The organism is Leifsonia sp. LS1, from assembly GCF_020521355.1.
Taxonomy (GTDB): domain Bacteria; phylum Actinomycetota; class Actinomycetes; order Actinomycetales; family Microbacteriaceae; genus Leifsonia.
The window spans coordinates 492,763-516,438 of the sequence record NZ_BPER01000001.1 but is presented as its reverse complement, the minus strand read 5'-3'; the positions used below and the strand labels follow the sequence as shown (position 1 = coordinate 516,438).

The 23,676-nt window shown below is 70.0% G+C and carries 23 protein-coding genes and 1 pseudogene; 12 read left to right on the top strand and 12 right to left on the bottom strand.

What is annotated here, in order from left to right; all coding sequences use genetic code 11:
- Positions 1 to 122: 122 nt before the first annotated feature.
- Positions 123 to 713 (top strand): nitroreductase family protein, encoded by a 591-nt coding sequence (locus LLS1_RS02490; protein WP_226653445.1) that lies wholly within the window; start codon positions 123 to 125, stop codon positions 711 to 713.
- Positions 714 to 1,400: 687 nt separating this feature from the next.
- Positions 1,401 to 1,667, top strand: a complete 267-nt coding sequence (locus LLS1_RS02485; RefSeq protein ID WP_226653444.1) for a hypothetical protein — start codon at positions 1,401 to 1,403, stop codon at positions 1,665 to 1,667.
- Positions 1,668 to 1,763: 96 nt separating this feature from the next.
- Here LLS1_RS02485 and LLS1_RS02480 read toward each other — a convergent pair whose 3' ends face one another.
- A complete protein-coding gene (locus LLS1_RS02480; protein ID WP_226653443.1) occupies positions 1,764 to 2,813 on the bottom strand; it encodes a zinc-dependent alcohol dehydrogenase family protein in 1,050 nt (349 codons plus the stop codon).
- A 72-nt stretch (positions 2,814 to 2,885) separates the two neighbouring features.
- Positions 2,886 to 6,737, bottom strand: a complete 3,852-nt coding sequence (locus LLS1_RS02475; RefSeq protein WP_226653442.1) for an S-layer family protein — start codon at positions 6,735 to 6,737, stop codon at positions 2,886 to 2,888.
- Positions 6,738 to 6,911: 174 nt separating this feature from the next.
- Here LLS1_RS02475 and LLS1_RS02470 point away from each other — a divergent pair, with 174 nt between their 5' ends.
- From LLS1_RS02470 to LLS1_RS02440, 7 genes are all read left to right on the top strand, one after another.
- A complete protein-coding gene (locus tag LLS1_RS02470) occupies positions 6,912 to 7,352 on the top strand; it encodes a DUF6916 family protein (protein WP_226653441.1) in 441 nt (146 codons plus the stop codon).
- On the top strand, positions 7,352 to 7,816 hold the full coding sequence (locus tag LLS1_RS02465; RefSeq protein ID WP_226653440.1) for a GNAT family N-acetyltransferase: 465 nt from the start codon (positions 7,352 to 7,354) through the stop codon (positions 7,814 to 7,816). The genes LLS1_RS02470 and LLS1_RS02465 overlap by 1 nt, the downstream gene beginning before the upstream one ends.
- A complete protein-coding gene (locus tag LLS1_RS02460) occupies positions 7,813 to 8,121 on the top strand; it encodes a DUF6916 family protein (protein ID WP_226653439.1) in 309 nt (102 codons plus the stop codon). Before LLS1_RS02465 ends, LLS1_RS02460 begins: the two co-directional genes overlap by 4 nt.
- Positions 8,121 to 8,630: a phage tail protein gene (locus LLS1_RS02455; protein WP_226653438.1), complete on the top strand. Its 510-nt coding sequence runs from the start codon at positions 8,121 to 8,123 to the stop codon at positions 8,628 to 8,630. Before LLS1_RS02460 ends, LLS1_RS02455 begins: the two co-directional genes overlap by 1 nt.
- Positions 8,631 to 8,643: 13 nt before the next feature.
- The gene (locus LLS1_RS02450) at positions 8,644 to 9,141 is read left to right on the top strand and encodes a phage tail protein (RefSeq protein ID WP_226653437.1); all 498 of its coding nucleotides are present in this window, start codon (positions 8,644 to 8,646) and stop codon (positions 9,139 to 9,141) included.
- Between the two features lie 7 nt (positions 9,142 to 9,148).
- On the top strand, positions 9,149 to 9,667 hold the full coding sequence (locus LLS1_RS02445; protein WP_226653436.1) for a phage tail protein: 519 nt from the start codon (positions 9,149 to 9,151) through the stop codon (positions 9,665 to 9,667).
- A 134-nt stretch (positions 9,668 to 9,801) separates the two neighbouring features.
- A complete protein-coding gene (locus tag LLS1_RS02440) occupies positions 9,802 to 10,158 on the top strand; it encodes a hypothetical protein (protein ID WP_226653435.1) in 357 nt (118 codons plus the stop codon).
- 1,036 nt (positions 10,159 to 11,194) lie between these two features.
- Here the strand turns inward: LLS1_RS02440 and LLS1_RS02435 are convergent.
- The 4 genes from LLS1_RS02435 to LLS1_RS02420 all read right to left on the bottom strand — a co-directional run bounded on the left by LLS1_RS02435 (position 11,195) and on the right by LLS1_RS02420 (position 14,980).
- Positions 11,195 to 11,929, bottom strand: a complete 735-nt coding sequence (locus tag LLS1_RS02435) for a HEAT repeat domain-containing protein (RefSeq protein ID WP_226653434.1) — start codon at positions 11,927 to 11,929, stop codon at positions 11,195 to 11,197.
- 131 nt (positions 11,930 to 12,060) lie between these two features.
- Positions 12,061 to 12,507, bottom strand: coding sequence for a hypothetical protein (locus LLS1_RS02430; protein ID WP_226653433.1), 447 nt, complete (start codon positions 12,505 to 12,507; stop codon positions 12,061 to 12,063).
- Entirely contained in the window at positions 12,500 to 12,718 is a 219-nt protein-coding gene (locus LLS1_RS02425) for a hypothetical protein (RefSeq protein WP_226653432.1), read from the bottom strand. The genes LLS1_RS02430 and LLS1_RS02425 overlap by 8 nt, the downstream gene beginning before the upstream one ends.
- A gap of 108 nt (positions 12,719 to 12,826) precedes the next feature.
- Positions 12,827 to 14,980, bottom strand: coding sequence for an ATP-dependent Clp protease ATP-binding subunit (locus LLS1_RS02420; RefSeq protein ID WP_226653431.1), 2,154 nt, complete (start codon positions 14,978 to 14,980; stop codon positions 12,827 to 12,829).
- A 119-nt stretch (positions 14,981 to 15,099) separates the two neighbouring features.
- Between LLS1_RS02420 and LLS1_RS02415 the strand changes: the two are divergent.
- Positions 15,100 to 16,296: pseudogene (locus LLS1_RS02415) on the top strand (AAA family ATPase).
- Between the two features lie 80 nt (positions 16,297 to 16,376).
- Here LLS1_RS02415 and LLS1_RS02410 read toward each other — a convergent pair.
- Positions 16,377 to 16,871: a hypothetical protein gene (locus tag LLS1_RS02410; RefSeq protein ID WP_223358341.1), complete on the bottom strand. Its 495-nt coding sequence runs from the start codon at positions 16,869 to 16,871 to the stop codon at positions 16,377 to 16,379.
- Between the two features lie 147 nt (positions 16,872 to 17,018).
- On the opposite strand from LLS1_RS02410, the gene LLS1_RS02405 reads away from it, so the two are divergent.
- The gene (locus LLS1_RS02405) at positions 17,019 to 17,375 is read left to right on the top strand and encodes a hypothetical protein (protein WP_226653430.1); all 357 of its coding nucleotides are present in this window, start codon (positions 17,019 to 17,021) and stop codon (positions 17,373 to 17,375) included.
- A gap of 53 nt (positions 17,376 to 17,428) precedes the next feature.
- Here the strand turns inward: LLS1_RS02405 and ppk2 are convergent, their stop codons facing one another.
- Both ppk2 and LLS1_RS02395 read right to left on the bottom strand, forming a co-directional pair.
- Positions 17,429 to 18,337 carry a polyphosphate kinase 2 gene (gene ppk2 / locus LLS1_RS02400; protein WP_223358343.1) on the bottom strand — a complete coding sequence of 303 codons (909 nt, stop codon included), beginning with the start codon at positions 18,335 to 18,337 and terminating at the stop codon, positions 17,429 to 17,431.
- A 129-nt stretch (positions 18,338 to 18,466) separates the two neighbouring features.
- Positions 18,467 to 18,913 (bottom strand): MarR family winged helix-turn-helix transcriptional regulator, encoded by a 447-nt coding sequence (locus LLS1_RS02395; protein WP_223358344.1) that lies wholly within the window; start codon positions 18,911 to 18,913, stop codon positions 18,467 to 18,469.
- Between the two features lie 78 nt (positions 18,914 to 18,991).
- On the opposite strand from LLS1_RS02395, the gene LLS1_RS02390 reads away from it, so the two are divergent.
- Complete coding sequence (locus tag LLS1_RS02390) at positions 18,992 to 19,924, top strand: zinc-binding alcohol dehydrogenase family protein (RefSeq protein ID WP_226653429.1); 933 nt, start codon at positions 18,992 to 18,994, stop codon at positions 19,922 to 19,924.
- Between the two features lie 94 nt (positions 19,925 to 20,018).
- Here LLS1_RS02390 and LLS1_RS02385 read toward each other — a convergent pair whose 3' ends face one another.
- The 3 genes from LLS1_RS02385 to LLS1_RS02375 form a co-directional block, all read right to left on the bottom strand.
- Positions 20,019 to 20,633 (bottom strand): GNAT family N-acetyltransferase, encoded by a 615-nt coding sequence (locus LLS1_RS02385; protein WP_226653428.1) that lies wholly within the window; start codon positions 20,631 to 20,633, stop codon positions 20,019 to 20,021.
- A 226-nt stretch (positions 20,634 to 20,859) separates the two neighbouring features.
- On the bottom strand, positions 20,860 to 21,993 hold the full coding sequence (locus LLS1_RS02380; protein WP_226653427.1) for a class I SAM-dependent methyltransferase: 1,134 nt from the start codon (positions 21,991 to 21,993) through the stop codon (positions 20,860 to 20,862).
- A gap of 250 nt (positions 21,994 to 22,243) precedes the next feature.
- Entirely contained in the window at positions 22,244 to 23,626 is a 1,383-nt protein-coding gene (locus LLS1_RS02375; RefSeq protein ID WP_226653426.1) for an APC family permease, read from the bottom strand.
- Between the last annotated feature and the right edge of the window lie 50 nt (positions 23,627 to 23,676).

Genomic DNA, 23,676 nt, shown 5'->3' with positions numbered 1-23,676 from the left:
GGGCATCAGGCCGCACCCCGCGGCCACGGGCGCGGAATACTCCCGGCGTCCATGTGTTTACATCGATATAGCCGGGCAATGGAGCCTCGAGGCCACCGATCCACACTTCGAGGAGAACACCCATGTCGCTCACCGACGCCACGCCCCGCCGCGCCGAGACCGCCGCGCCCCTGCTCCCCGCGCTCGCCGAGCGCTGGAGTCCGCGCTCCTTCGACGGCGCCGCCGTCATCGACGACACCAAGCTCACCGCCGCCCTCGAGGCGGCGCGCTGGTCCCCGTCGGCCAACAACTCGCAGCCGTGGCGCTTCATCGTCGCCCGTCGCGGGACTCCGGAGTTCGACAGCATCGCCGCCAACCTCCTCGGCTTCAACCAGGCGTGGGCGGGAGCTGCGAGTGTTCTCATCGTCGCCCTGGCGGAGACCGCCGACGCAGAGGGCACCCCGCGCCGCTGGGCCACCTACGACGTGGGCCAGGCCGTCGCCCACCTCACCATCCAGGCCCGCCACGACGGCCTCCACACCCACCAGATGGGCGGCTTCCAGCCCGACGGCCTCCGCGAGGCGTTCGGCCTCGAGGAGCGCTTCGTCCCGGTGTCGGTGACCGCCCTCGGCACCCTCGGCGACGCCGACGCGCTTCCCGAGCAGCTCCGCGAGCGCGAGCTCGCACCGCGCACCCGCCGCCCCCTCGACGAGGTCGTGCTGGTCCGCGCCTGAGCACCGCCGACGTTCTCGAGAAAGGCCCTCATCCCCTGCGGATGAGGGCCTTCTCCGTGCATGCATTGCGGAGATGTGCGTCGCCATTACGGAATGTGCTCCCGAGACCACTGGCGGTCGACGTGGGCTTGGTAGTCCTGGTGGGAACCCTCGTAGGTCGATCGGACTCCTCGATCGCAGAGGCTACCGAGACTCTCATCGACGAGACATGTTCCGAGCGATCTCGCTCGTCCCTGCGGAGTCTCTGCACGGAGAGGTCATGTGGAGAACAACGAAGTTCGCCTCTGCCATCGCGGTAGCCGTCGTCGCCGGTATCGGCGCGGTCGCCGGCGCTCCTCCCGCGAATTCGGCACCGCCGGTCGAAAACTCGATTGCCCCGGAGGTGCCCACCGGAGCCATCGACGGTCCGCTGGACCCGAGCACCTTCGAAGGAGAAATCGTCGTCGCCGTTCCGTCAGGGCACGAGATCGTTGTGAGCGTGGAGAAAGGAGAGGCACCCGCGGTCATCGCCCAGGTGCGCTCCGATGACGCGGCGGGAGCAGCGCCGACTCGAGGTCGCATGGGGCAATGTCCTCGCCTCTACGCAGATGCAAGGGATGTCCACGGCCGGGGTCGTGGGAGCGACGTATGACTGGCGCGCATAGCCCGGCCGAAACGCATCCACACGGGACGAAAGGACGTGACCACATGAACGCGCGACGGCTCCACCCGAAGGCGGTCCTCTCCTGGGGGATCGCGCTCACGATCGCCGGATCGGTGCTGACCGTCTTCATCCCGAACATCGCGGCGTTCTTCACAAATGCGCAGACTGCGGCGACCGGGGTCGACCAGGGGATCCTCGTGCTGTTCGACCTGGTTTCGCGTATCGTCGGCGGCGTCGTGACTCCGCTCGGGGTCGTGCTGATCGGCGCCGCCGTCGTCATGGCCTACGTGCGTGAACGGGTCCGCGCCTGAGCACCTCCGCCGAAGTTCACGTCGTGGCCCTCATTCGCTCGGAATGAGGGCCACTACGTGAACTTCGGCGGAAGGGGGCGCGCGGCGGGGGCGGGGCTAGGGGCGCACCAGCGTTTTGATGGCGCGGCGCTCGTCCATGGCGGCGTACGCCTCGGCGATGTCGCTGAGGGGGAGTTCGAGGTCGAAGACCTTGCCCGGATGGATGGCGCCGGACCAGACGTCCTGGAGGAGCTCCTCGACGTAGTTGCGCACGGGGGCGACGCCGCCGTTGACCCCGATGTTGGCGTTGAACAGCGGGCGGACGGGGAGCTCGGGGCCGCCGTTCGGGACGCCGACGTAGCCGACCATGCCGCCGGGACGCGCCGAGCGGATCGCCTGGTCCATCGACGCCTTGGTGCCGACCGCCTCGAGGACGCAGTCCGCGCCGACGCCGTCGAAGAGAGCCTTCACGGCGGCGACGCCGGCGTCGCCGCGCTCGGCCACGATGTCGGTCGCGCCGAACTCGCGGGCGAGCGCCTGGCGCGGCTCGTGCCGCGACATGGCGACGATGCGGGAGGCGCCGAGCCGTGCCGACGCGAGCACGGCGCACAGGCCGACGGCACCGTCGCCGACCACGACGACCGTGCTGCCCGCGGTGACACCGGCGGAGACGGCCGCGTGGTGGCCGGTCCCCATGACATCCGAGAGTGTCAGGAGGCTCGGGATGAGCTCCTCAGCGGGATAGGAGGGCGTGGCGACGAGAGTGCCGTCGGCGTGCGGCACGCGCACCCGCTCGCCCTGCCCGCCGTCGGCGAAGCCGCCGACCTGGTCGTTGGCACCCCACCAGCCGCCGTGCAGGCATGAGGTGCTGACGCCGTTGCGGCAGTTCACGCAGGTCATGTCGCAGTCGTAGAACGGCGCGATGACGAAGTCGCCGGGCGTGATCGTTCGCACGTCGGGGCCGACGGCCTCCACGACGCCCACGAACTCGTGACCGATGCGACGGGGCTTCGGGGTCGGGGCGATGCCGCGGTAGCCCCACAGATCGGAACCGCACACGCAGGCCGCGACGACCCGGACGAGGGCGTCTCCGCCGGTGGAGAGGACGGGATCGGGGACCTCTTCGAGACGGACGTCTCGCTCCCCGTGCAGAACGGTTGCGCGCATGGGACGAGCCTACGCCCCGCGTGCGAGCCGCTCCGGCGTCGCCGTCGCGTGCGGTTGGTTGTCGGGCCGCGCTCAGACGCCGCGCACGCGCCGCCGGACGACCAGCGCCGCGCCGAGGCCGAGCAGGCCGAGCGCGAAGAGCAGCAGCGGCGTCGCGTCGAGCCCGGTGTCGGCGAGACCCGACCCTCCGCTCCCGGCCGTGGAGCCGCCCGAGCCGGAACCGCTGCCGGAGCCTCCCGAACTGCCGGTGCCTCCCCCGGCCGTCGGCAGCAGGATGTCGGTGCGCAGCACGTGCGTGCTGCCGTCCGGGGCCGTGCCGAGCGCGACCAGCGAGTGGGCGCCCTCGTATCCGGACGGGATGACCACGGTCAGGCTCGCGGTGCCCTGCGCGTCCGCAGGCACCACACCCAGCGTGACCGGCAGCGAGTAGAGGCCGAAGGTCACCGGAGAGTCGACGGCGAAGCCATCGGCGACGAGGGTCACCGTCTGTCCCGGCTTCACGTTCGACGGCACTCCGGCGAGCGCCGCGTCCGCCGTCGGCGGCGTGAGCGGCAGCGCGAGCACGGGCGCATCGGCGAGGACGAGCGTCAGCGGGCGCGTGACGTCCGGCGCCCCCGGCGCCTGCGCGGTGAGAGTGAGCGAGACGGAGCCGGCCGGGTCGGTCGTCGTGCCCGTGAGGCGCGCCGTGCCCCCGGCCCCGGAGGTGAGCGTGAGTCCGGAGGGCACCGGGCCGGAGATCGTGACCGCCGTGACGGCCGGGTAGCTGTGCCCGGTGCCGAACGACACGTCGACGGTGACGCCGCGGGTGACGCCGACGCTCGCCGGCCCGCTGAAGACGGCGGCCTCGACGACGGTGACGACGAGTGTCTGCGTCGTGGCCGGGGCCACTCCGTTGCTCGCCGTGATCTGGAGGCTGTACTCGCCGCCCGACCCGGCGGCGGGGGTGCCGCTCAGCACGGCCGTGCCGTTGCCCGTGTCGGTGAAGGAGAGGCCCTGCGGCAGCGCTCCGCTCTCGGTCAGCGCGACGGCCGTCGGGTACCCGCCGGCCGTGGCGACCGTGAACGAGCCTGCGGTGCCCGCCGTGAACCCGGCCGTCGCGGCGCTCGTGATGACCGGTGACTCGGCGACGGTCAGGGCGAAGCCCTGCGTCGCGTCGGGCTGATAGCCGTTGGAGGCGGTGAGCGCGAACGAGTGCACGCCGGCCGATCCCGCCGGAGCGGTGCCCGCGAGGGTGCCGCTCCCGTCGCCGTGGTCGGTGAGCGTGAGCCAGGCCGGGAGGCCCGCTGCGGTGATCGCCGCTCCCGGGAAGCCCGTCGTGGTCACGGGGAAGCTGTGCTCTGCGCCATCGAGGAGGAAGGTGGTGCCGGCGGCGCTGGTGAACGCGGGCGTCGTGCCGACGCTGAGTCGCGCGTCGGCCGAGACCGATCCGGCCGTGTTGGAGAACGTGACGCGGTATCGGTTGCCGTCGTCGCCCGCTGCCGCGGTGAACGAGTAGCTGGGGGAGGTCGCGCCCGCGATGAGCGCCCAGGACATGCCTCCGTCGATCGAGACCCACCACTGCGCGCCGGGCGCGGGGAAGCCGGAGGCGGCCGCGGTGAAGACCACCGGGGCGCCGACCACGACCTTCTGGTCGGCGGGCGCCGTCGTGACGACCGGGGCCTCGCGCACGGTCAGCGCGAGGCTGCCCGAGGCGGCGGGTGCGACGCCGTTGGCCGCGGCGACACCGAGAGTCGCGACGCCGCCCGTGCCGGTCGGGGTGCCCGAGATCGTGCCGGTGCCGTCGCCGTTGTCGACGTAGGAGAGGCCCGCCGGGAGACTGCCCGTCACCGAAACCGCGGGAACGGGGTAGCCCCGGTCGGTGGTCACGGTGAAGGCGAAGGGCTGGCCGATGGTCGCGGTGGCGATCGCGCTGCTCGTCAGGACGGGCGCCTCGTCGATCGTGAGCGTCAGGGTCTGCGCGGCGGCAGGGCCGATGCCGTTGCCCGCACTCAGTGAGAGGGTGCGGACGCCTCCGGTCTTCGCGGCGGGCGTACCCGCGAGCGTGGCGGTGCCGTCGTGGTTGTCGGTGAAGCTCACGCCGGAGGGCAGCTGCCCCGTGAGCGTGATCGGGTCGGGGGTCGGGCGTCCGGTCGTCGTCACGGTGAACGATCCGGCCGTCCCCGCGACGAACGTCGCGGTGTCCGGGCTCGTGATCGCGGACGACTGGTTCACCACGTAGGTCAGCGCCTGGTCCACGGTGCCGCCGGCGTTGGTGGCGCGCACGGTGACGGCGTAGTCCTGCGCCGCACCCGACGGGGTGCCGGAGATCGTGGCGGTGCCGTCGTGATTGTCGGCGAACGCGACACCAGTAGGCAGGGAGCCGAGAAGCGAGAGCGCCGGTACCGGGTACCCCGTCGTCGCGACGGTGAAGCTGCCTGCGGTGCCGACGACGCCGGTCGCGGTGGCGCCGGTCGTGAACGCGGGCGGCGCGTACCGTGCGACGGCGGTGGAGGCGGTACCGCCGTCGAGGGTCGCGGAGACGGTCGCCGTGCCGGGCTGCAGGAGCGTGAGGGTCGCGGTGGCGGTGCCGCCCGAGATCGCCGTGCTCGACGGGCTGATGCCGCCGGTGGTCCCGGTGCGTGAGAAGGCGACCGTTGCGCCGTCGAAGGCGCCGAGGTCGGCCGGGGCCACCGCACCGCCCTGCGAGTCGGCGAGCAGGCTCGCGGTCACGACCGCCGTGCTCTGCGGCGGGACGATGGCCGCCGGGGAGGCCGTGACCCCCAGGGTCAGGTAGGGGGCGGAGGAGACCGTTCCGCTCACCGCGTCGCATCCGGCGGCGGCCGGGCCGCCCGGGCACCCCCACCAGCTGCGGCTGAGGTCGACGGTCCCGCTGAGCTGCTTCACCGCGGGCGCCGTGTTGCCGGTGATGCGGTTGTAGTGGCCGGTGAGCGAGCCTCCCGAGACGGCGATCGCCGACCCGGTGCCCGACGGGTTGCCGTTGCCGCTGAACGTCGATCCGGTCACCGAGAGGGCGCCGTTGTCGAGCCAGAGACCGGCGCCCGTGAACGCTGCCGTGCCGGTCGGCGCGTTGCCGGTGAACCGGGTGGAGGAGATCGACATGGCCGCTCCGCCGTGCGGGTCGCTCACGACGACGGCTGCGCCGCCGGTGGCGCCGGAGGACGTGGCGGTGTTGTTCGAGAACGTGCTGTCCTGGATGTTCAACGTCTCGCCGGAGGCCGCGCCGGTGGCCTGGTAGAACAGGGCCCCGCCCGAGGCGATGCCCGACGAGTTGCCGTCGAAGGTCGTCGAGCGCACGTCGAGCGAGCCGCCGATGAACTGGACGGCCCCTCCCGGGTTGGCGGTGGACGCGACGGCGGCATCCGTGTTCGCGCGGTTCCCGGTGAAGAGCACGCTCGTGACGGCCAGCGAGTCCGCGACGGCGGCGTTGCCGGAGCCGCCGATGATCGCCCCGCCGCCGTAGACGTTGTCGACACCTCCGCGGATGGTGACGTGGTCGAGGGCCACCGCGATGCCGCCGACCTGCTGCGGGTCGAGCGTCATCACCTGCTCCGTGCCCGAGCCGACGAGGACGGTGCCGCCCGTCGACTGACCCGAGATCGTGACGCTCGTGCCCGGCTGGGAGCCGACCTCCAGCGCACCGTCCGGCAGCGCGTAGGTGCCGTCCGGGAGGGAGACGGCGGTCGAGCCGCCGAGGTTCGAGGCCACGCAGAGCGCGGCGCGGAGGGTGATCGGGCTGCCCGGGTCGGTCACGCTCGGGGTGGTGCACGCGTCGTTGACGTCGGCGTCCGCACTGCTCGCCACGACGAAGGTGCGATCCGCCGCCTGCGCGGGAGCGGCGATGCCGACGCCCAGCAGGGCCGCGATCACCGCGGCGACCGTCGCGGAGGCGACGAGAGGGAGACGACGAGCGGACGGGCGATGCATCGGGTTCGGGCTCCTCGCCGGGCTCGGGAGATCAGGCTTTCTCGATGCTAGTGGGCAGCCCATACCGCGCGTTGTCCCCTCTCTAAGGGCCAGAGCAGCGCAACGGGGATGCCCTAAGCTCGCATCCAGGCTGCGCGCCACCCGACCGGTGCTCAGCATCCAGAGAGGACAGCCGTGCCCGAGGTGTCGCGTCGTGCCGTGATGGCCACCGCCCTGGGCGGTATCGGCCTCGCCGCGCTGGCCCCTGCCGCTCCCGCGTTCGCGCACTCCGTCTCCGGGACCATCGCCTCGTCCGCCACAGGCGGCACCGGTGCCTCCGGCCTCGCCGAACCGGTCCGCTCGCTGTTCTCGCCCGCCGTCGGTCACGCGTTCACGGCCGCCGACGGCGACCGGACCCTGCGTCTCGTGCTCACCGCCGTCGAGGACCTCCCGGGAGCCGCGTCCGGCGACGAGCACCGGTTCGCGCTGCTCTTCTCGACCGACGGCTACGCGGCAGTGGACGGCACCGTCACGCTGAGCCGCGCCGGCGCTCCGGACGTCGCGCTCTTCGTCACCCCCATCGGCCGCCCGGGACTCTCGCGCACGCTGCAGGCCGTCGTCGACCGGACGGCGTGATGGCGCTGCTCACGGCCGGGCTGCGCGCGGCGACTCCCGCCGACGACCCGTTCCTGCGGCACCTCTTCCTGGACAGCCGGCGCGCCGAGTTCACCGGCCTCCCCGAGAGCCAGCTCGACCCGCTGCTCGCGATGCAGTACCGCGCGCACGCCGCCGACCGCCGCGCGCGCCACCCGCGGGCCGAGACCTTCGTCATCACCTCCGCGGACGAACCGGTGGGCTCGGTGACCGTCGACCGCGACGGCGGGCGGATGCATCTGGTCGACATCGCCGTCCTGAGCGCCCACCGCGGACGCGGCATCGCGTCCGAGATCCTGGGCGAGCTGGTCCGCACGACTGAGCACGCGACGCTGACCGTCTGGCGGCTGAACACCGGCGCGCGCCGGCTGTACGAGCGCTTCGGCTTCCAGGTGGTCTCGGAGCAGTTCGGCTACCTCCTGATGGCGACCGAGGTCGACGGATGAGCGCGACCCACGCCGACTGGGCCGCGGCGGCCGGCGGGCCCGTGCGCGCGACGGCCCCCGACGGCGCCGGCTTCGACCTGCGGCTCGTGGAGGTCTCCCCCGCGCGGGAGACCGACGGCTGGGTGGCGTACACGGTCCGGTTCGAGAGCGGACCCGACCTCCCGCCCGAGCAGCAGACCTACGAGATCGTCGCCGGTGCGGTCGCCGAGCCCGTGTTCCTGGTCCCGACCGGGCGCACCGCGGACGGGCTCGCGCTCGAGGCCGTCTTCGCCCAGGCCGCGCCCCGTGCGCAGGAGGAGAGCTGATGTCCCAGCCTTACGTCGGAGAGATCCGCATGTTCGCCGGCAACTTCGAGCCCGCCGGCTGGCTGTTCTGCCGCGGTCAGCAGGTTCAGATCTCCGATTACGACACCCTGTACGCGCTCATCGGCACCACGTATGGCGGCGACGGCGTGAACACATTCTGCCTGCCCGATCTCGGCGCCCGGTTCCCGGTGCACCAGGGGACGCTGAACGGCCGTTCCTTCACGATCGGCGAGACGGCGGGGGTCGACGCGGCGACGGTGAGCATCCCGCAGATGCCGAATCACACCCACACCCCGGTCGCGGCGGCCTCGCCGACGACCCCGAGCGCGTCCGGCGCCTACCTCGCGGGATGGGCCGACGCGCCGTACACGTCGGCCGCGCCCACCGTCGCGCTCGCCCCGCAGCAGCTCGGCCCCGCGGGCGGTTCGCAGCCGCACGAGAACCGCCAACCCTACGTCGCTGTGAGCTTCATCATCAGCCTCTACGGCGTCTTCCCGTCCCAGACCTGAGCCAGGAGCCGCGATGTCCGATCCCTTCGTCGGCGAGATCCGCCTCGCCAGTTTCACCTTCGCCCCCAAGAACTGGGCGCTCTGCAACGGTCAGTTCTTGCCGATCAACCAGAACCAGGCGCTGTTCGCGCTCCTCGGCACCAACTACGGCGGCAACGGCCAGACGACGTTCGCACTGCCCGACCTGCGCGGGCGGGTGCCCGTCGGCATCGGTCAGAAGTACACGGCCGGCATGGTTATCGGCGAGACCGCGCACGCACTCACGTCGGCGGAGCTGCCGCCGCACACGCACCCGGCCGCCGTCGCGGCCTCGGCCACGATCACCACGCCGACCGGCTCGTCATACCTCGCGCAGCCGGGAAAGGCGGCGTTCGCCCCGACGCCCACCACCTCCCTCGCCGCCGCCGCCGTCTCCACCACCGGCCAGAGCCAGCCGCACGAGAACATGGCGCCGTACCTCGTGGTGTCGTACATCATCGCCCTGACCGGCATCTTCCCGTCACAGAACTGAGGCCCGCATGTCCGACGCTTTCGTCGGCGAGATCCGTCTCGTCGGATTCGCCTTCGCCCCGACCGGCTGGGCGTTCTGCCGCGGCCAGCTCATCCCGATCTCGCAGAACACCGCCCTGTTCTCGATCCTCGGCACCCAGTACGGCGGCGACGGCAAGTCCACGTTCGCGTTGCCCGACCTGCAGGACAAGACGGTCATGGGAACAGACCAGAACGACTCCTTCCCGGTCGGCACGACCGCGGGAACCGAGGCGGTCTCCCTCCTGACCACCGAGATCCCGTCTCACACGCACGGCGTCCTCGTGGCTCCGACCCCCGGCACCACCAGCAACCCGACCAGCGCATCGCCGGCAATCCCCCGCGTCGGCCGCGTGACCGAGGCCGCCTACGGCACGACCGGGACGATCCCGCTCGCACCGACGGCCTTCGCGGTGACCGGCGGCGGGCAGCCGCACAACAACATGCAGCCGTCGCTCGGAATGAACTACATCATCGCGCTGCAGGGAGTCTTCCCGCCGCGCTGGTGACGGCGGCGGGGGCTTCGCTGTTCAGTTCGGCGAGAGGGAGAAACAACCCTCCCGACCGCCCTCAGCCCTAGAGTGAATGCGTGTGGCGGTCTCAGTATGTGCGATTCCGTTCGACGACGCCGAATGCTCAGGGTGTGCACGTCGGAGTCTTCGCACTGGCCAACGGGCTCGCGCGCGCCGGGGTGCTCAGTGAGGACGAGTATGCGCACTGGAGACGCAGCAATGACTGGTTCGAAGCAGCCTATCCGGAGCCGACGGCGACTGACCCGTCCGCCTACGACCGTTCGGTGAATCCCGGAGCGGTCGCTTGGTTCAAGCTCTCCGCCGTCCATCTGATCGAGAGGACCGAACTCTACGCCGAGCTCCTGGACGCACATCAGGTGGCGTGGGAGCGGGTGGAGACGTCGGACCCGGGCCGCATCGTGCACGAGGACGACGTGCAGGTGATCGCGGTACCCCGTCCCGGAGAGACGAATGGCCCGTCGAGGTGACCGGTGGGGCGAACGGAACGCTGGTCCCGAGTGTCCCAACGAATGTCGCGAATCGGAACCAGCGCAGTCTCTTTCGATCGTGCACGGAGTGCATCGGATCGCCCACAATGATCAGCGCTCGCTGCATGCTCAAACGCGGGAAGATGCCGAGAGCCCGAATTCGCGGATGAGTTCCCGCCTGTAATAGCCGCCTGTAATAGCCGCTCGGCGAGCGAAGATACTGCTGACGGGCTCGGAGTCATGACCATCCAGTTCCGCAAGCAGGATTCGCTGATCCCGAGGTCATGCGCGGTCGGACCGACAGGGTTTCCCTGGGCAACGAGATCCAGGGCTCGAGGTCGGAACTCCGGCGGCTGGGCAGCAGGAATCTCACGGACTCCTTCCGAGACGATCATCGCCTCAACTCAGGTGTCCGGGAAACCGGGTCAGGCTCACCGTGCAGCCCCGTCTGGCTCGGCCAAGGTTGTGGTGCCGCCTTGGCTGTCTAGGTGCGTGACCGACCCGTACCGGGACGTTCGCGTCAAACTGACAAGACCACGCAGACGACTACTCCCACGACCGCAATGAAGACGGCCGCCCCAAGGAGACTCCGTACTAGCTTCCTCACGCGAAGACCACTCAAAAGAAGTCCCAATAGCCGACCCTTGTGTCGATCTCATTGATGTACTTCGGCGGGAGCCATTTGAGCGTGGGCTCACGCATGAGGGGCGACAAGACGGTTCGACAGAGCGTCACAATCATGTTGTAGTCGACCCATCTGATCCACCCGCGTAGGGGAACTTTCGCCCAAAGCCAGAGAAGGAGGACTAGCCACAAAAGGAAAGCGACCGGAACGACGACCCATAGGAGGACGGATCTCAGCAACCCGAGGGCTACTCCCCCGGCGAGTCCGGTGTTGGCGACGGGCGGCTTCACGCGATTCCCCAATCCAGTCAGTCCAGTATGTGATCGTTGGTCCGCCCGGTGCTCGAGACGAGATAGCGATCGCACTGGTCGTAACCGATTGTTCGGCTCGTATCGAAACGGGGCGCCCGATTCACTGAGCTGCCTGAATGCGTTTGAGCGCTGTCTTGAGTTTCTGACGCTTGTACGAGTCTTGTTCCGCATCCAACCGTTTCTGGATCGGGGCCTCTGCACTGGGCTCACGCAGAAGCCCCAGAGCTTGGGCCGCCCACCAATACACGGAGTCGGAGTCATCGAGGAGCAATTCCATCAACACAGGAACGCTCTTCTCCCGTTGCCTCTTCCAGCGCCCCAGGGCCTCAGCTGCGGGCAGGCGCGCGGAACCATTCGCTGGGTCCGAGGCGACGCGAACAAAGAAGTCCGTGTCCGACTCCTTGGCCAGAGCAGCCAACGTGGAGACAAGCCGGAATCGGGTCGAATCAGGGTCGGGGTCGTCCTCGGGTCGGATTCGCTCGAACTCCTCGAGGAGGGCCTGTTTGCCTTCCGGCTGCGCCCACTTCTCCCCCAACAACACGACGACTTCGGACTTTGCGCGGCGATCGTCAATGCGTGGGAGCCACCTGATCAGGATCGGCACGGCACGACGGTCTGGATGAAGGGCTACCTGCTGTATCCACTCGGGAATCGGGATACCAAGGGCACGGAGCTCCTGCAGGAGGCCGGACGCCGATGCGTAGTAGGACTCGAGGTTGTGTTTAGCAGCACTCAACTGCTTGTACTGCGCGTCGAGATTGCCGCCCTCCTTCGGCAACTGATAATCCGCGTATCCCAGCTCGACGGCGAGAGCGAAGACCTCGTCAAACGTCACCAACCGGTGAACCCCCTCTTGATTCCGATGTTGTCAGTTTGACCGAACCGCATCAAAGGTCCCGAGAGGCGGGTGCCAATCGCGGGCCTCACCACGTTCGATGGGCTCGGAGTGGGAAGCCTGGCACTTACTCATCCCTCGCCGTCAGGAAAACTGGTGAGGAAATCGGTCGCAAAGTCGTCCGGATAGCCGACACCTAAGTCGGTCAACTCAATCACGTACGACTTCGTCCTGCGACCATCCGTGACGACCACGACAACAGTGTCTGCCAAGCGCGAGATCCTCTGGTAGCCCAACTGTCTCCCCATGCTGGACAGCGGCTCGGTGTAAGCAAAGAGATCGTACACAACCTCGTTCCAGAGCTCGTCGAAAGCCGTCAACACTCTTGGGTTCGGCGAGACCACCTCCAACACGACGTCAAGCCCACTGAACCGGTCACCCGGGTCGGCATCAACAACAACCACGACCGCGTCCGCCTCATTTCGCACCTCGTGAATGTGCCTCGTGAAGCTGTCGTCATAGTACGCACGCGCGAGAACCGCTCTTATCCGGCCAAGCCCTTCAGCAATGTCAACCATTGGCCTTGTTCACCCATTCCGGGCACCGAATCATGCCCTCACAAAAGGAAGTGACAACGCCCATCTTGTTTATGAGCTTTTGCTCTGCGTTGAACCTCAAGTTGATCTTCTTTCCACCGGGGCGGTCGTCTTCGGCCTCTTCCACCATCGCCCGGGCGGACTCCCTACGATCCGCCACGGCCAGTAGATCGACGCCGATCGGGTGCGCCACGAGGTGGATCGCCTCGCCGCTGCCGGGATCCTCCCACGACCACGAGAAGGGGGGCGCACGGCATGCCGCCGTGCACCCCCCTGCGTCGCTGCGCGCGGTCGCTGCGGCCTACTCCCGCACGGCCTCGACCGTCAGCCGGTCGCCCTCGGGCGCGAGGTCGACGCGCACCAGGTCGCCGTCGCGGATCTCGCCCGCGAGCAGTGCGGTCGCGAGCCGGTCGTCGATCTCCCGCTGCATCAGCCGGCGCAATGGGCGCGCCCCGTAGATCGGGTCGTAGCCCCGCTCGGCCAGCCAGGACCGGGCGTCCGGCGTGACCGCCAGCTCGAGCCGGCGCTCCGACAGCCGCGTGGCCAGGCGATCGATGTTGAGCTCGACGATCTCGCCCAGCTCGTCCTTGCCGAGCGCGGAGAACACCACGATGTCGTCGAGACGGTTCACGAACTCCGGCTTGAATGCCTGCCGCACCTGCTGCAGCACGGCCTCCTCGCGCTCCATCTCGTTCAGCGTCGGGTCCACGAGGAACTGGCTGCCGAGGTTGGAGGTCAGGATGAGGATCGTGTTGCGGAAGTCGACCGTGCGGCCCTGACCGTCCGTCAGGCGCCCGTCGTCGAGCACCTGCAGGAGGATGTCGAACACCTCCGGGTGCGCCTTCTCGACCTCGTCGAGGAGGATGACCGAGTACGGACGGCGACGCACCGCCTCCGTCAGCTGGCCGCCCTGCTCGTAACCGACGTAGCCGGGAGGAGCGCCGACCAGCCGCGAGACGGCGAACTTCTCGCCGTACTCGCTCATGTCGATGCGGATCATCGCCTTCTCGTCGTCGAACAGGAAGGCGGCGAGCGCCTTCGCGAGCTCCGTCTTGCCGACACCGGTCGGGCCGAGGAAGAGGAACGATCCGGTCGGACGATCGGGGTCGGAGATGCCCGCGCGCGTGCGGCGCACCGCATCGGCGACCGCGCGCACCGCCTTCTTCTGTCCGATCAGGCGGCGGCCGAGCTCCGCCTCCAGGTGGAGCAGCTTCTCGGTCTCCCCCTGGGTCAGCCGGTCGACGGGGATGCCCGTCCACGCCGCCACCACGGCGGCGATGTCGTCGGCCGTGACCTGCTCGTTCACCATGCGCGGGTGATCGTGCTCGGCCTGCTCGGCCTCCGCCAGCTCGCGCTCGATGTTCGGGATGGTCTCGTACTCGATGCGCGATGCCTCCTGATACCGGCCGTCGCGCAGGGCGACGTCACGGCTCGTCTTGGCCTCGTCCAGCTGTGAGCGCAGTGCGCCCACCCGGTTGAGCGCGGCCTTCTCGGCGCGCCACCGGCTCTGCAACTCCTCGAGCTCGTCCTCCTGCGCCCGCAGGCGCTCCTGGAGGGCGGCGAGGCGCTCCTTGCTGGCGTCGTCCTTCTCCTTCTTGAGGGCGAACTCCTCGAGCTTCATCCGCTCGACGACGCGCTGGAGGGTGTCGATCTCCACCGGAGCGGAGTCGATCTCCATCTTGAGCCGGGAGGCCGCTTCGTCGATCAGGTCGATCGCCTTGTCGGGCAGTTGCCGGGCGGTGATGTAGCGGTTGGAGAGCGAGGCCGCGGCGACGAGGGCGGAGTCCTCGATGGTGACGCCGTGGTGGGCCTCGTACCGGCCCTTGAGGCCGCGCAGGATGGCGACCGTGTCCTCCACGCTCGGCTCGCCCACGTAGACCTGCTGGAACCGGCGCTCGAGCGCGGCGTCCTTCTCGATGAACTCGCGATACTCGTCGAGCGTCGTGGCGCCGATGAGCCGCAGCTCGCCACGGGCCAGCATCGGCTTCAGCATGTTGGAGGCGGCGACGGAACCCTCTCCGCCGCCCGCACCCATGAGGATGTGGAGCTCGTCCACGAAGGTGATGATCTCGCCCTCGGCGTCGTTGATCTCCTTGAGCACGGCCTTCAGCCTCTCCTCGAACTGGCCCCGGTACATCGCACCGGCCACGAGGGCGGAGAGGTCGAGCGAGACCAGTTGCTTGCCCTTGAGCGAGTCGGCCACGTCGCCCGCGACGATGCGCTGCGCGAGCCCCTCGACCACGGCCGTCTTGCCGACGCCGGGCTCGCCGATGAGCACGGGGTTGTTCTTGGTGCGCCGGGTCAGCACCTGGCTGACGCGACGGATCTCGGCATCCCGCCCGATGACCGGGTCGAGCTTGCCGCTCTTGGCGATCTCCGTGAGGTTGACGCCGTACTGTTCCAGCGCGCTCTTGGCCTCCTCCTGCGAGGAGGGCGCACCCTGCATGTTCGCCATTCCGTGTCCTTTCGAGAGGTGGCAAAGTTGAGTCTACTAGGCTCAACTTTGAAAGGCGAGGGGGTATTCCGGGTCGGAACGGAATCGGCGCTATCGGTGGCCCTCCGTAGCATGGGGGCGTGATCACCACCGTCGCCGTCTCCGGCTACCGCTCGCTGCGCGATCTCGTCCTGCCGCTCGGGAGGCTGACCGTGGTCACAGGGGCCAACGGGGCCGGCAAGTCGTCGCTTTAGCGTTCGCTGCGGCTCCTCGCCGGGTGCGGGAAGGATGAGGTCGTCGTCGCGATCGCCCGCGAAGGCGGTCTCGATTCCACCTTGTGGGCGGGACCCGAACAGATCGGACGCGCGGTGCGAGACGGGCGCGCGCCTGTGCAGGGCACGGTGCGGCGCGGACCCGTGGCCCTGAGGCTCGGGGTGCAGCTCGACGACGACGGGGACGGCCTGGGCTACGCACTGGATCTCGGATTGCCGCAGATCACGAAGTCGGCCTTCGCACGGGATCCCGAGCTCAAGGCGGAGACGCTCTGGACCGGGGGTGCACCCCGACCATCCACCCTCGCGGCCGAACGCCGCGGCGGCCACGTGCGCGTGCGCGATGACGACGGCGGGTGGACCGAGCTCGGCCGCACGCTACGGCCGTTCGAGAGCCTGCTGACGGAGGTGATCGATCCGGTCCGCGCACCCGAGGTGCTCAGGATGCGGGAGCAGCTGCGCTCCTGGCGGTTCTACGACCACTTCCGCACCGACGCGAGCGCTCCGTCCCGTCTCCCGCAGCTCGGCACCCGGACTCCCGTGCTCTCCGCCGACGGCGTCGATGTCGCCGCAGCGGTGCAGACCCTGCGCGAGCTGGGCCGCGGCGACGCGTTCGATGCGGCGATCGACGATGCGTTCCCGGGCAGCCGCGTGGAGGTGGCGGTCGACGGTTCGCAGTTCTCCCTCAGGGTCCGCCAGCCCGGACTCCTGAGACCGCTCGCCGGCCCCGAGCTCTCCGACGGCACCCTCCGCTATCTGCTCTGGGCGACCGCGCTGCTGAGCCCGCGGCCTCCCCGGCTCCTGGTCGTCAACGAGCCGGAGACCAGCCTGCATCCGGACCTGCTCCCCGCACTCGGCGCACTCCTCGTCGCCGCCGCGGCGGACGCACAGACCGTCGTGGTGACGCATTCGCAGGAGCTGCGCGCCGCGATCGAACGGGCCGCCGAACGGGGCCCCGCGGAGACTCTGCGCTACGTCGAACTCGAGAAGCGGCTCGGCGAGACCGTCGTCGTCGGCCAGGAAGGGCTGCTCGACCGACCGTCGTGGCACTGGCCGAGCCGCTGACGACGGCGCCCCGGTCGCCGCGGTCTCCCGCAGCGCCGGGGCGCTCGACGTTCCGGCCGGGGCCGGTGCGGATCAGTGGGTCAGGAGGCGCAGACCTTGCCGACCTCGGTGAAGGACTCGGTGATGGCGGTGGCCTTCTCGCCAACCTTGCTGGCATCGACGGAGGCCGGGTTCTGGACGGCGTCGTGCAGGAAGGTGGCGTAGTCGTCGATGGCCGCCGCGGCCTTGTCGACCGACGCCTTGACCTCCGGGTTGCCGACCTGGTCCTTGATGGACGTCATGGTCTCGTTCATCTGGTCGAAGAGGGCGAGGGCCTTCTGCGGGTCGGACATGGCCGCACTGGCCTCGCTCTGCATGGACTGGAGCTTCTGCAGGCCGGCCCGGACGGCGGTGCAGGCATCGGCCTTCGACTGGTCGGCCGACACCTTCGCCTCGGCCGAGGGCTTCGACGTCGAGGATGCGGACGTCGAAGCGGTGTCGTTCGACGCTCCGGCCGAACAGCCGGTGACGGCGCCTGCGACGGCGACGACGGTGACGGCCGCGAGCGTGAGACGGGTGGTGAGAGTTCGCTTCATGATTCCCCTAGTTGACGCGGCACGGGCTGCCGCACGTTTCCCCCTGCGGTTGAAGAGGCCGTGGGTCACCATAGCAAATCCACAGGAACAGGCGGGGTGCACGACTCCGTCGACCCCGGCCGGCGCGCGCTGTGTACCCTGACGGTGATGATCGATCCGATGGACCTCCACATCGTGCTGATGGACAGCGCGTCGGCGGCGGCGCTCGCCCAGATCCTGCCGCTGCTCCTGCTCACGCTCATGGTCGAATTCCGGCGCGTGGAGGTGCACCATCGCGGCCGCGTGCGGGTCACGCGCCTGCTCCTCGGGATCTTCTTCCTGGTGTTCGGCGTGATCGAGACGGTGCTCGTGCTGTCGATCGACGGGACCTTCATCCCCTTCCAGTGGAGCGACCTCGCCGCCGCCCTCGTGATCTTCGGGCTGCTCGCTCTGCTGTTCTGGCTGTCGATGCTGGACACGCCGCGCCGCCGGTCCGCCCACGCGGACGACGAGGACGTCGACTAGCGCGACGACGCGGCCGACCGCTCCCCCGCCGCCCGCCAGCCCGCCTGCCCTCCCTACTCGTCCGCGTCGAGCCGCTTGCCGCGCATGACGATCAGCGGGTCGGGACGGCGCACCACCGACGGATCCTTGCCGTCGTAGTCGAACTGGCTCAGGAAGTAGCGCATCGCGTTCACGCGGGCGCGCTTCTTGTCGTTGGAGCGGACGATCGTCCAGGGGGCGTGACGCTTGTCGGTCCGGCGGAACATCTCCTCCTTCGCCGCCGTGTACTCGTCCCACCGGTCGAGGGAGGCGATGTCCATCGGCGAGAGCTTCCACCGGCGCACCGGGTCGAGCTGGCGCATGGCGAAGCGCGTGCGCTGCTCGGTGCGCGAGACGGAGAACCAGAACTTCGTGAGATGGATGCCCGAGTCGATGAGCATCTTCTCGAAGGCCGGGGCCTGCGCCATGAACGTCTCGTACTCGTCGTCGGTGCAGAACCCCATGACGCGCTCGACGTTGGCGCGGTTGTACCAGGAGCGGTCGAACATGACGATCTCTCCGGCGGTCGGGAGGTGCTGCACATAGCGCTGGAAATACCACTGCCCGCGCTCGCGGTCACTCGGCTTCGACAGCGCGACCACCCGGGACGTACGCGGGTTGAGATGCTCCGTGAACCGCTTGATCGTGCCGCCCTTGCCGGCGGCGTCACGGCCCTCGAACACGATGACCGCCCGGCGGTCGTTGTCCTCCAGCCAGTACTGGAACTTCAGCAGCTCGACCTGCAGCTGATACTTCTCGATGTCGTACTGCTCGCGGCTCATCCGCTCGGAATAGGGATACCCCTCCTGCCAGGTGTAGACCGGGTTGCCCTCCGGGTCGATCAGCTCGGGGTCGGGGGTGTGCCCGCCCTGCACGGTGTATCCGGTGGCGCGCAGATGCTCGATGTACTCGCGCAGATCGGTCGCGGGCGTGTCGTCGGCCATCGTTCCTCCTGGTCGTCGGTGAACCGGAGTGTACGCGGGGAAGATGTACGGACGGTGGCGCGTTCGAGGCGCGTTCGAGGCGCGTGCGAGGCGCGTGCGAGCGGGGCGGGAGCAGGCGCCGGTGCGTGCTCAGCCGCGCAGATCCGCCAGCAGCCGGTCGAGCTCCCGCTGCAGGGCGGTCCTCCCCCGCACGTCGAGCGCCCCGAACAGCGGCTGCAGTGCGTCGCGCACCTCGTCGGCTCCGGAGCGGGCCAACACGTGGCCGGCGTCCGTCGCCTCCACCTCCACCGCCCGGGCGTCGGCGGCGCTCGGCACGCGACGCACCAGACCGCGGCGCTCGGCCCGCTCGATAAGACCGGAGACCGTCGACTTGTCGAGGCCGAGCAGCTGCGCGAGCTGCGCCATCCGCGGGCGGCGGTCGCGCAGCACTCCGAGCATCCGCAGCTGGGTGAGCGACAAGTCGTGCTCGGCGGCGACACGGGTGAGCACACCCATCACGACGAACGAGGTCTGGACCAGCGCATCCACCAGGGGGTCGTCACCGGGTGGGGTGTCGTCGTCGCTTCTCTCGCTCATCCTCCGAGCCTACTTGACAAAAGTTGGTAGTACCAACGATTATGGAATGGTTCGCAATGCAAACCAATTGGAGGAGCCATGCGCGCCGCAGTCGTCACCTCGTTCGATTCCCCGCCCGAGTACGCCGAGTGGCCGGAACCGGCCGCATCGTCCGACGACTCCCTCGTCGTCGACGTGCTCGCCGCCGCCCTGCACCCTCGCGTGCGCTCGCAGGCGGACGGCAGCCACTACACGAGCACGGGCGACCTGCCGTTCGTCCCCGGCATCGACGCCGTCGTACGCGACGCGAGCGGACGCCTGCGCTACGCCCTGCTGCACGAGAGCGAACTCGGCACCTTCGCCGAGCGCACCGTCGTACCGCGCGAGGCGACGGTGCCCCTCCCGGACGACATCGACGTCGCCCGGGTCGCCGCCGCGATGAACCCGGTCATGTCGTCATGGGTGGCGCTCCGTCGCCGGATCGCGTTCCAGCCCGGCTCCCGTGTACTCGTCCTCGGCGCGACCGGCAACGCGGGCCGCCTCGCCCTGCAGGTCGCCCGCACGCTCGGTGCGAGCGAGGTCATCGCCGCCGGTCGCGACGCACACCGCACGGCCTCCCTGCTCGGCCACGGAGCGGACACGACCATCGGGTTCGACGAGCTGTCGCGGGCGGCGGACGTGGACGTCGTCCTCGACTACGTCTGGGGCGCCCCGACCGAACGGGCTCTCGTGGATGTCGTCACCGCCCGCTCCGACCGCAGCCGACCGCTCCACTGGGTCGAGATCGGCTCCGTCGCGGGCCCGACCGCGAGCATCCCGTCGGCCGCCTTCCGCGCCGCCCGCCTCGACCTCGTCGGCAGCGGCATCGGATCGGTGTCGGCCCCCGAGTTCGGCGCCGAGCTGCCCGCCATCGCCGAGGCCGTCTCGCGCGGCACCTTCGACGTGGAGGCGCGCCCGGTGCCGCTGAGCGACATCACCGCCGTGTGGGCGGAGGATCCGGGCGCGGCGGGGCGCGTGGTGTTCGTGCCCTGACCGGCGGTCGCCGTGTGCCCTCGGCACTGCGACCGCGGCGCCTCGGGACGAGCGCGGTCGGGCGCCGCGGCGCAGACGTCCCGTGGCGAAGCGCTCACGGAGCGGACGCGCGTCCCGCGATGTCGGCGTTCGTCGAGGCTGCGCGTTCCTCGCGCGCCAGCACCCAGGTCGCCCGGGCCGCGGTCGTGCCGGCAAGGCGGAATCCGAGGCGTCGGGCGAGGCGTGCGGACGGCGCATTGGCACGGTCGATCACGGCCGTGACGAGCACGGCGCCGAGCCTCCCGAATGCCAGGTCGAGCGCGGCGTCGGCCGCCTCGGTCGCATAGCCGTGGCCGCAGCGGTCGGAGCGCTGCAGCCACCCGATCTCGACGCTGCGCGTCTCTTCCGCGAGCGTCCGCAGATGCAGGGAGACATCGCCGATCACATGACCGTCCAGCTCCACGGCGAGCGCCAGGAAGTCACCCACCTGGCTGAGGACCGTGTGGTGGCGGCGCGCGCGGAGATGGTCGAGAGCCTGCCGCTCGGTCCGCTGCGGCCAGCCGAGACCGGCGCGCACGTGGTCGTCAGCCTCGATCGCGAGCCAGTCGACGGCATCCGATACGCCGTATGGGCGCAGGAGCAGCCTGTCGGTACCGAGCACCGGGGCGACCACGGGGTCCTCGAGCGCTGGACCGCGCAGCAGACGAGGGCGGTGCAGTGTCAGAGTCATCTCTCGCCGTCCTCCCCGCCCTCGAGGCGAGGCTACGACGGCGCGGATAACAATGGGCTGCCAGGGGGAGCGGGTGCAGTGTGAAGGCTCGCAGCCGCGCATAGCCTGCGTGGAGGCGAGCCTCGGGCGGCTCGCCGGGCGGGCGATCCAGGGGGCGCATACTGCCGCCCTGCGTGGTCGAGAGCGGCAGAATGCGACCCCTGCGTGCGCCGGTGGGCGCGGATGCTCAGGGCGCGCGCGAGGCCGTGACCGTGAACTTCGGGTTGCGGGCGATCTGCCGGGTCGGACCGACGGTGCGCTCAAGGGCGGGGCGGTACCCCAGGTGGGAGTTCCACACCGACCACAGCTCGCCGCCGGGTCGGAGCACCCGCGCGGCGTCGGCGAACATCCGGTGCGCGATCCCCGTGTGCACGGCGCCGCCGATGTGGAACGGCGGGTTGAGCACGATGAGATCGGCGGACGCGCTCGGCTGGGAGCCGAGGCCGTCGTCCCGCACCACCGAGACCCGGTCGGCGACGTGGTTGGCGGCGGCGGTCGCCCGCGCGGACGCGACCGCGGCGGCGGACTGGTCCGTCCCGATGACGCTCAGCCCCGGGCGCGCGGTGGCGAGGGCGGAGGCGAGCAGACCGGTGCCGCAGCCGAGATCGATCGCCGTGCGCGCCTCCGGTACCGCCTGCGGCAGCACGCTCAGGAGAAAGCGGGTGCCGATGTCGACGGACGCGCCGGCGAACGCCGCCCCGTGCGCACACACCCACAGGCCGGACGCGTCGTCGAACGCGCGCTCGGGCCACCGGTCGAGCACGGTCGCGGCGGCGGGATGCGGCTCCGTGGCGGTCAGGACCCGGGCCTTCTGCCGCGCGAGCGACACCTGGACCGCGCCGAAGACCTCGGCGAGCACGCCGTTCATGGCCACGCTCATGTGCTTCAGCATCCCGCCGGCGAACACCTGCACATCCGGCCGGGCATGCTCGGCGATCAGCGCGGCGATCTCTGCGAGCGCCTCCAGGCTGCGCGGCAGCCGCAGGAGCACCGTCGTCGCGCCGCGCACCAAGGATTCGTCGAGAGGGTGGTGCGTGTAGATGCCGGTGGCGGGGAGGTCGAGGGCGGTTGCCAGCGCGACGGCGTTCTGGTCGAGGGCACGCTCGCCGGTGAGCGGGTCCTGGTGGACACGGACGTCCCGCGCACCGCGCGCCGCCGCCGCCAGGGTGAGGGCGCCGTAGGCGTCGCCGATCACCGCCAGGCCCGGGCGGAGCACCGCGTCTCCCGCCGTGTCGGCCAGCAGCCGGTCGGCCGCGTCCGAGGCGAACAGATTGGGCGCCTCCACGTCGGGCCGGCGCCGCAGCTGCTCGTACGGGAACATGCACCCAGTCAAGCAGACCCGCCCGTCACCTCACCCCGCCCCCTTCTCCCACCCGGTGATTCCGGAGATCTGTGCGGCCGGGCGCAGCATCGCCGGAGTTCCGGTGATTTCGACGGTGTGGCGGGCACGGCCTCCGTAGCTCCGGTGTGCTCGGCCGACACGCCGCCGGAATCGCCGTTCGTACGGAGGTTCTGCCCACTCCGGCTCACATCTCCGGAATTGCTGGGTGGGGGACTGGGTGGGGGCAGGCTCACGCCTGCGCGGGGACGGCGTCCTCCTTCTCGGAGAAGTCCATGACGGGGGGCTTGCGGCGGAAGCCTCGGGTGAGGACCGCGAGGTAGATGACGCCGAGTGCCATCCACGAGAGACCGACGATGAAGGTGGTGGCGGTGAGGGAGGTCCACAGCCAGACCGTGAGCAGGAAGCCGATCGCCGGGAGCAGACCGTAGCGCAGCCACTCGCCCGCCGTCGGCTTCTCGCGGCCGCCCTTCGGGAAGAGGTGGTGGCGGATGACGGAGAGGTTGACCATCGAGAAGGCGGCGAGCGCGCCGAAGGAGATCATGGTCGCCGCCACGTCGAGGGTCAGCACGAGCGACAGCAGCGACACGATCGACACGGCGACGGCGGCGACCCACGGGGTGCGGAAACGCGAGTGGAGGGTGCCGAAGATCCCGGGCAGGACCTTGTCGCGGCCCATCGAGTAGATGATGCGCGAGACGCTGACCTGCGTGGTCATGCCCGAGCCGAACGCGCCGACGACGTAGACGGCGACGAAGAACGAGGTGAGGAAGGTGCCGCCGACCTTGGCCATGAGGTCCACGCCGGCGGAGTCGACGTTCGCGAAGTCGCGCCAGTCGGGGAAGACCAGGGCGCCGAGCCACGACACGACGATGAAGATCGCGCCGCCGATGAGGGTGGTGAGGAGGATGGCGCGGGGGATGTCGCGCTTCGGGTTCTTGGCCTCCTCCGACAGCGTGGAGACCGCGTCGAAGCCGAGGAACGACAGGGCGAGCACGGCGGCGCCGGCGAAGATCGGACCGAGGCCGCCGGAGCCGGGGAGGAACGGCTCGATGAGGCTCGGGGTGCTCGATGACGGGTTCGTGGCGAGCTCCTTGATCGCGAGCACGGCGAACACGACGACGAGCAGCACGGAGAGGGCCACGATCGCGACGTTCAGTTTGTTGACCAGCGTGATGCCGAGCACGTTGAACAGCAGAACGAGCAGCAGCGACGCGAGCGCGAAGACCCACTGCGGGACCTCTGGGAACTGCGTGTTCAGGTACAGGCCGATGAGCAGGAAGTTGATCATCGGGAGGAACAGGTAGTCGAGCATCAGCGTCCACCCGGTGAGGAAGCCGATGTGGCCGCCGAACGACTGCTGCGTGTAGGTATATGCGGAGCCGGAGACGGGGAACGCGCGCGCCATCGCCCCGTAGCTCAATGCGGTGAAGAGCATGGCGACGAGGGCGACCACATACGCGGAGGGGAGGTGGTTGTCGGTCGACTTCGTCACGATGCCGTACGTCGTGAAGACCGTCACGGGCGCCAGGTAGGTGAGGCCGAACAGGATGAGGGCGGTCGGCCCGAGAGCGCGCTTGAGGCGCGGCTGGGCGGGCAGGTCGGTCGTGGTCATGGTGCTGCCTCTCTGATTCGAGTGGTGCATTCGGGTTCGTGCGGGGAAGG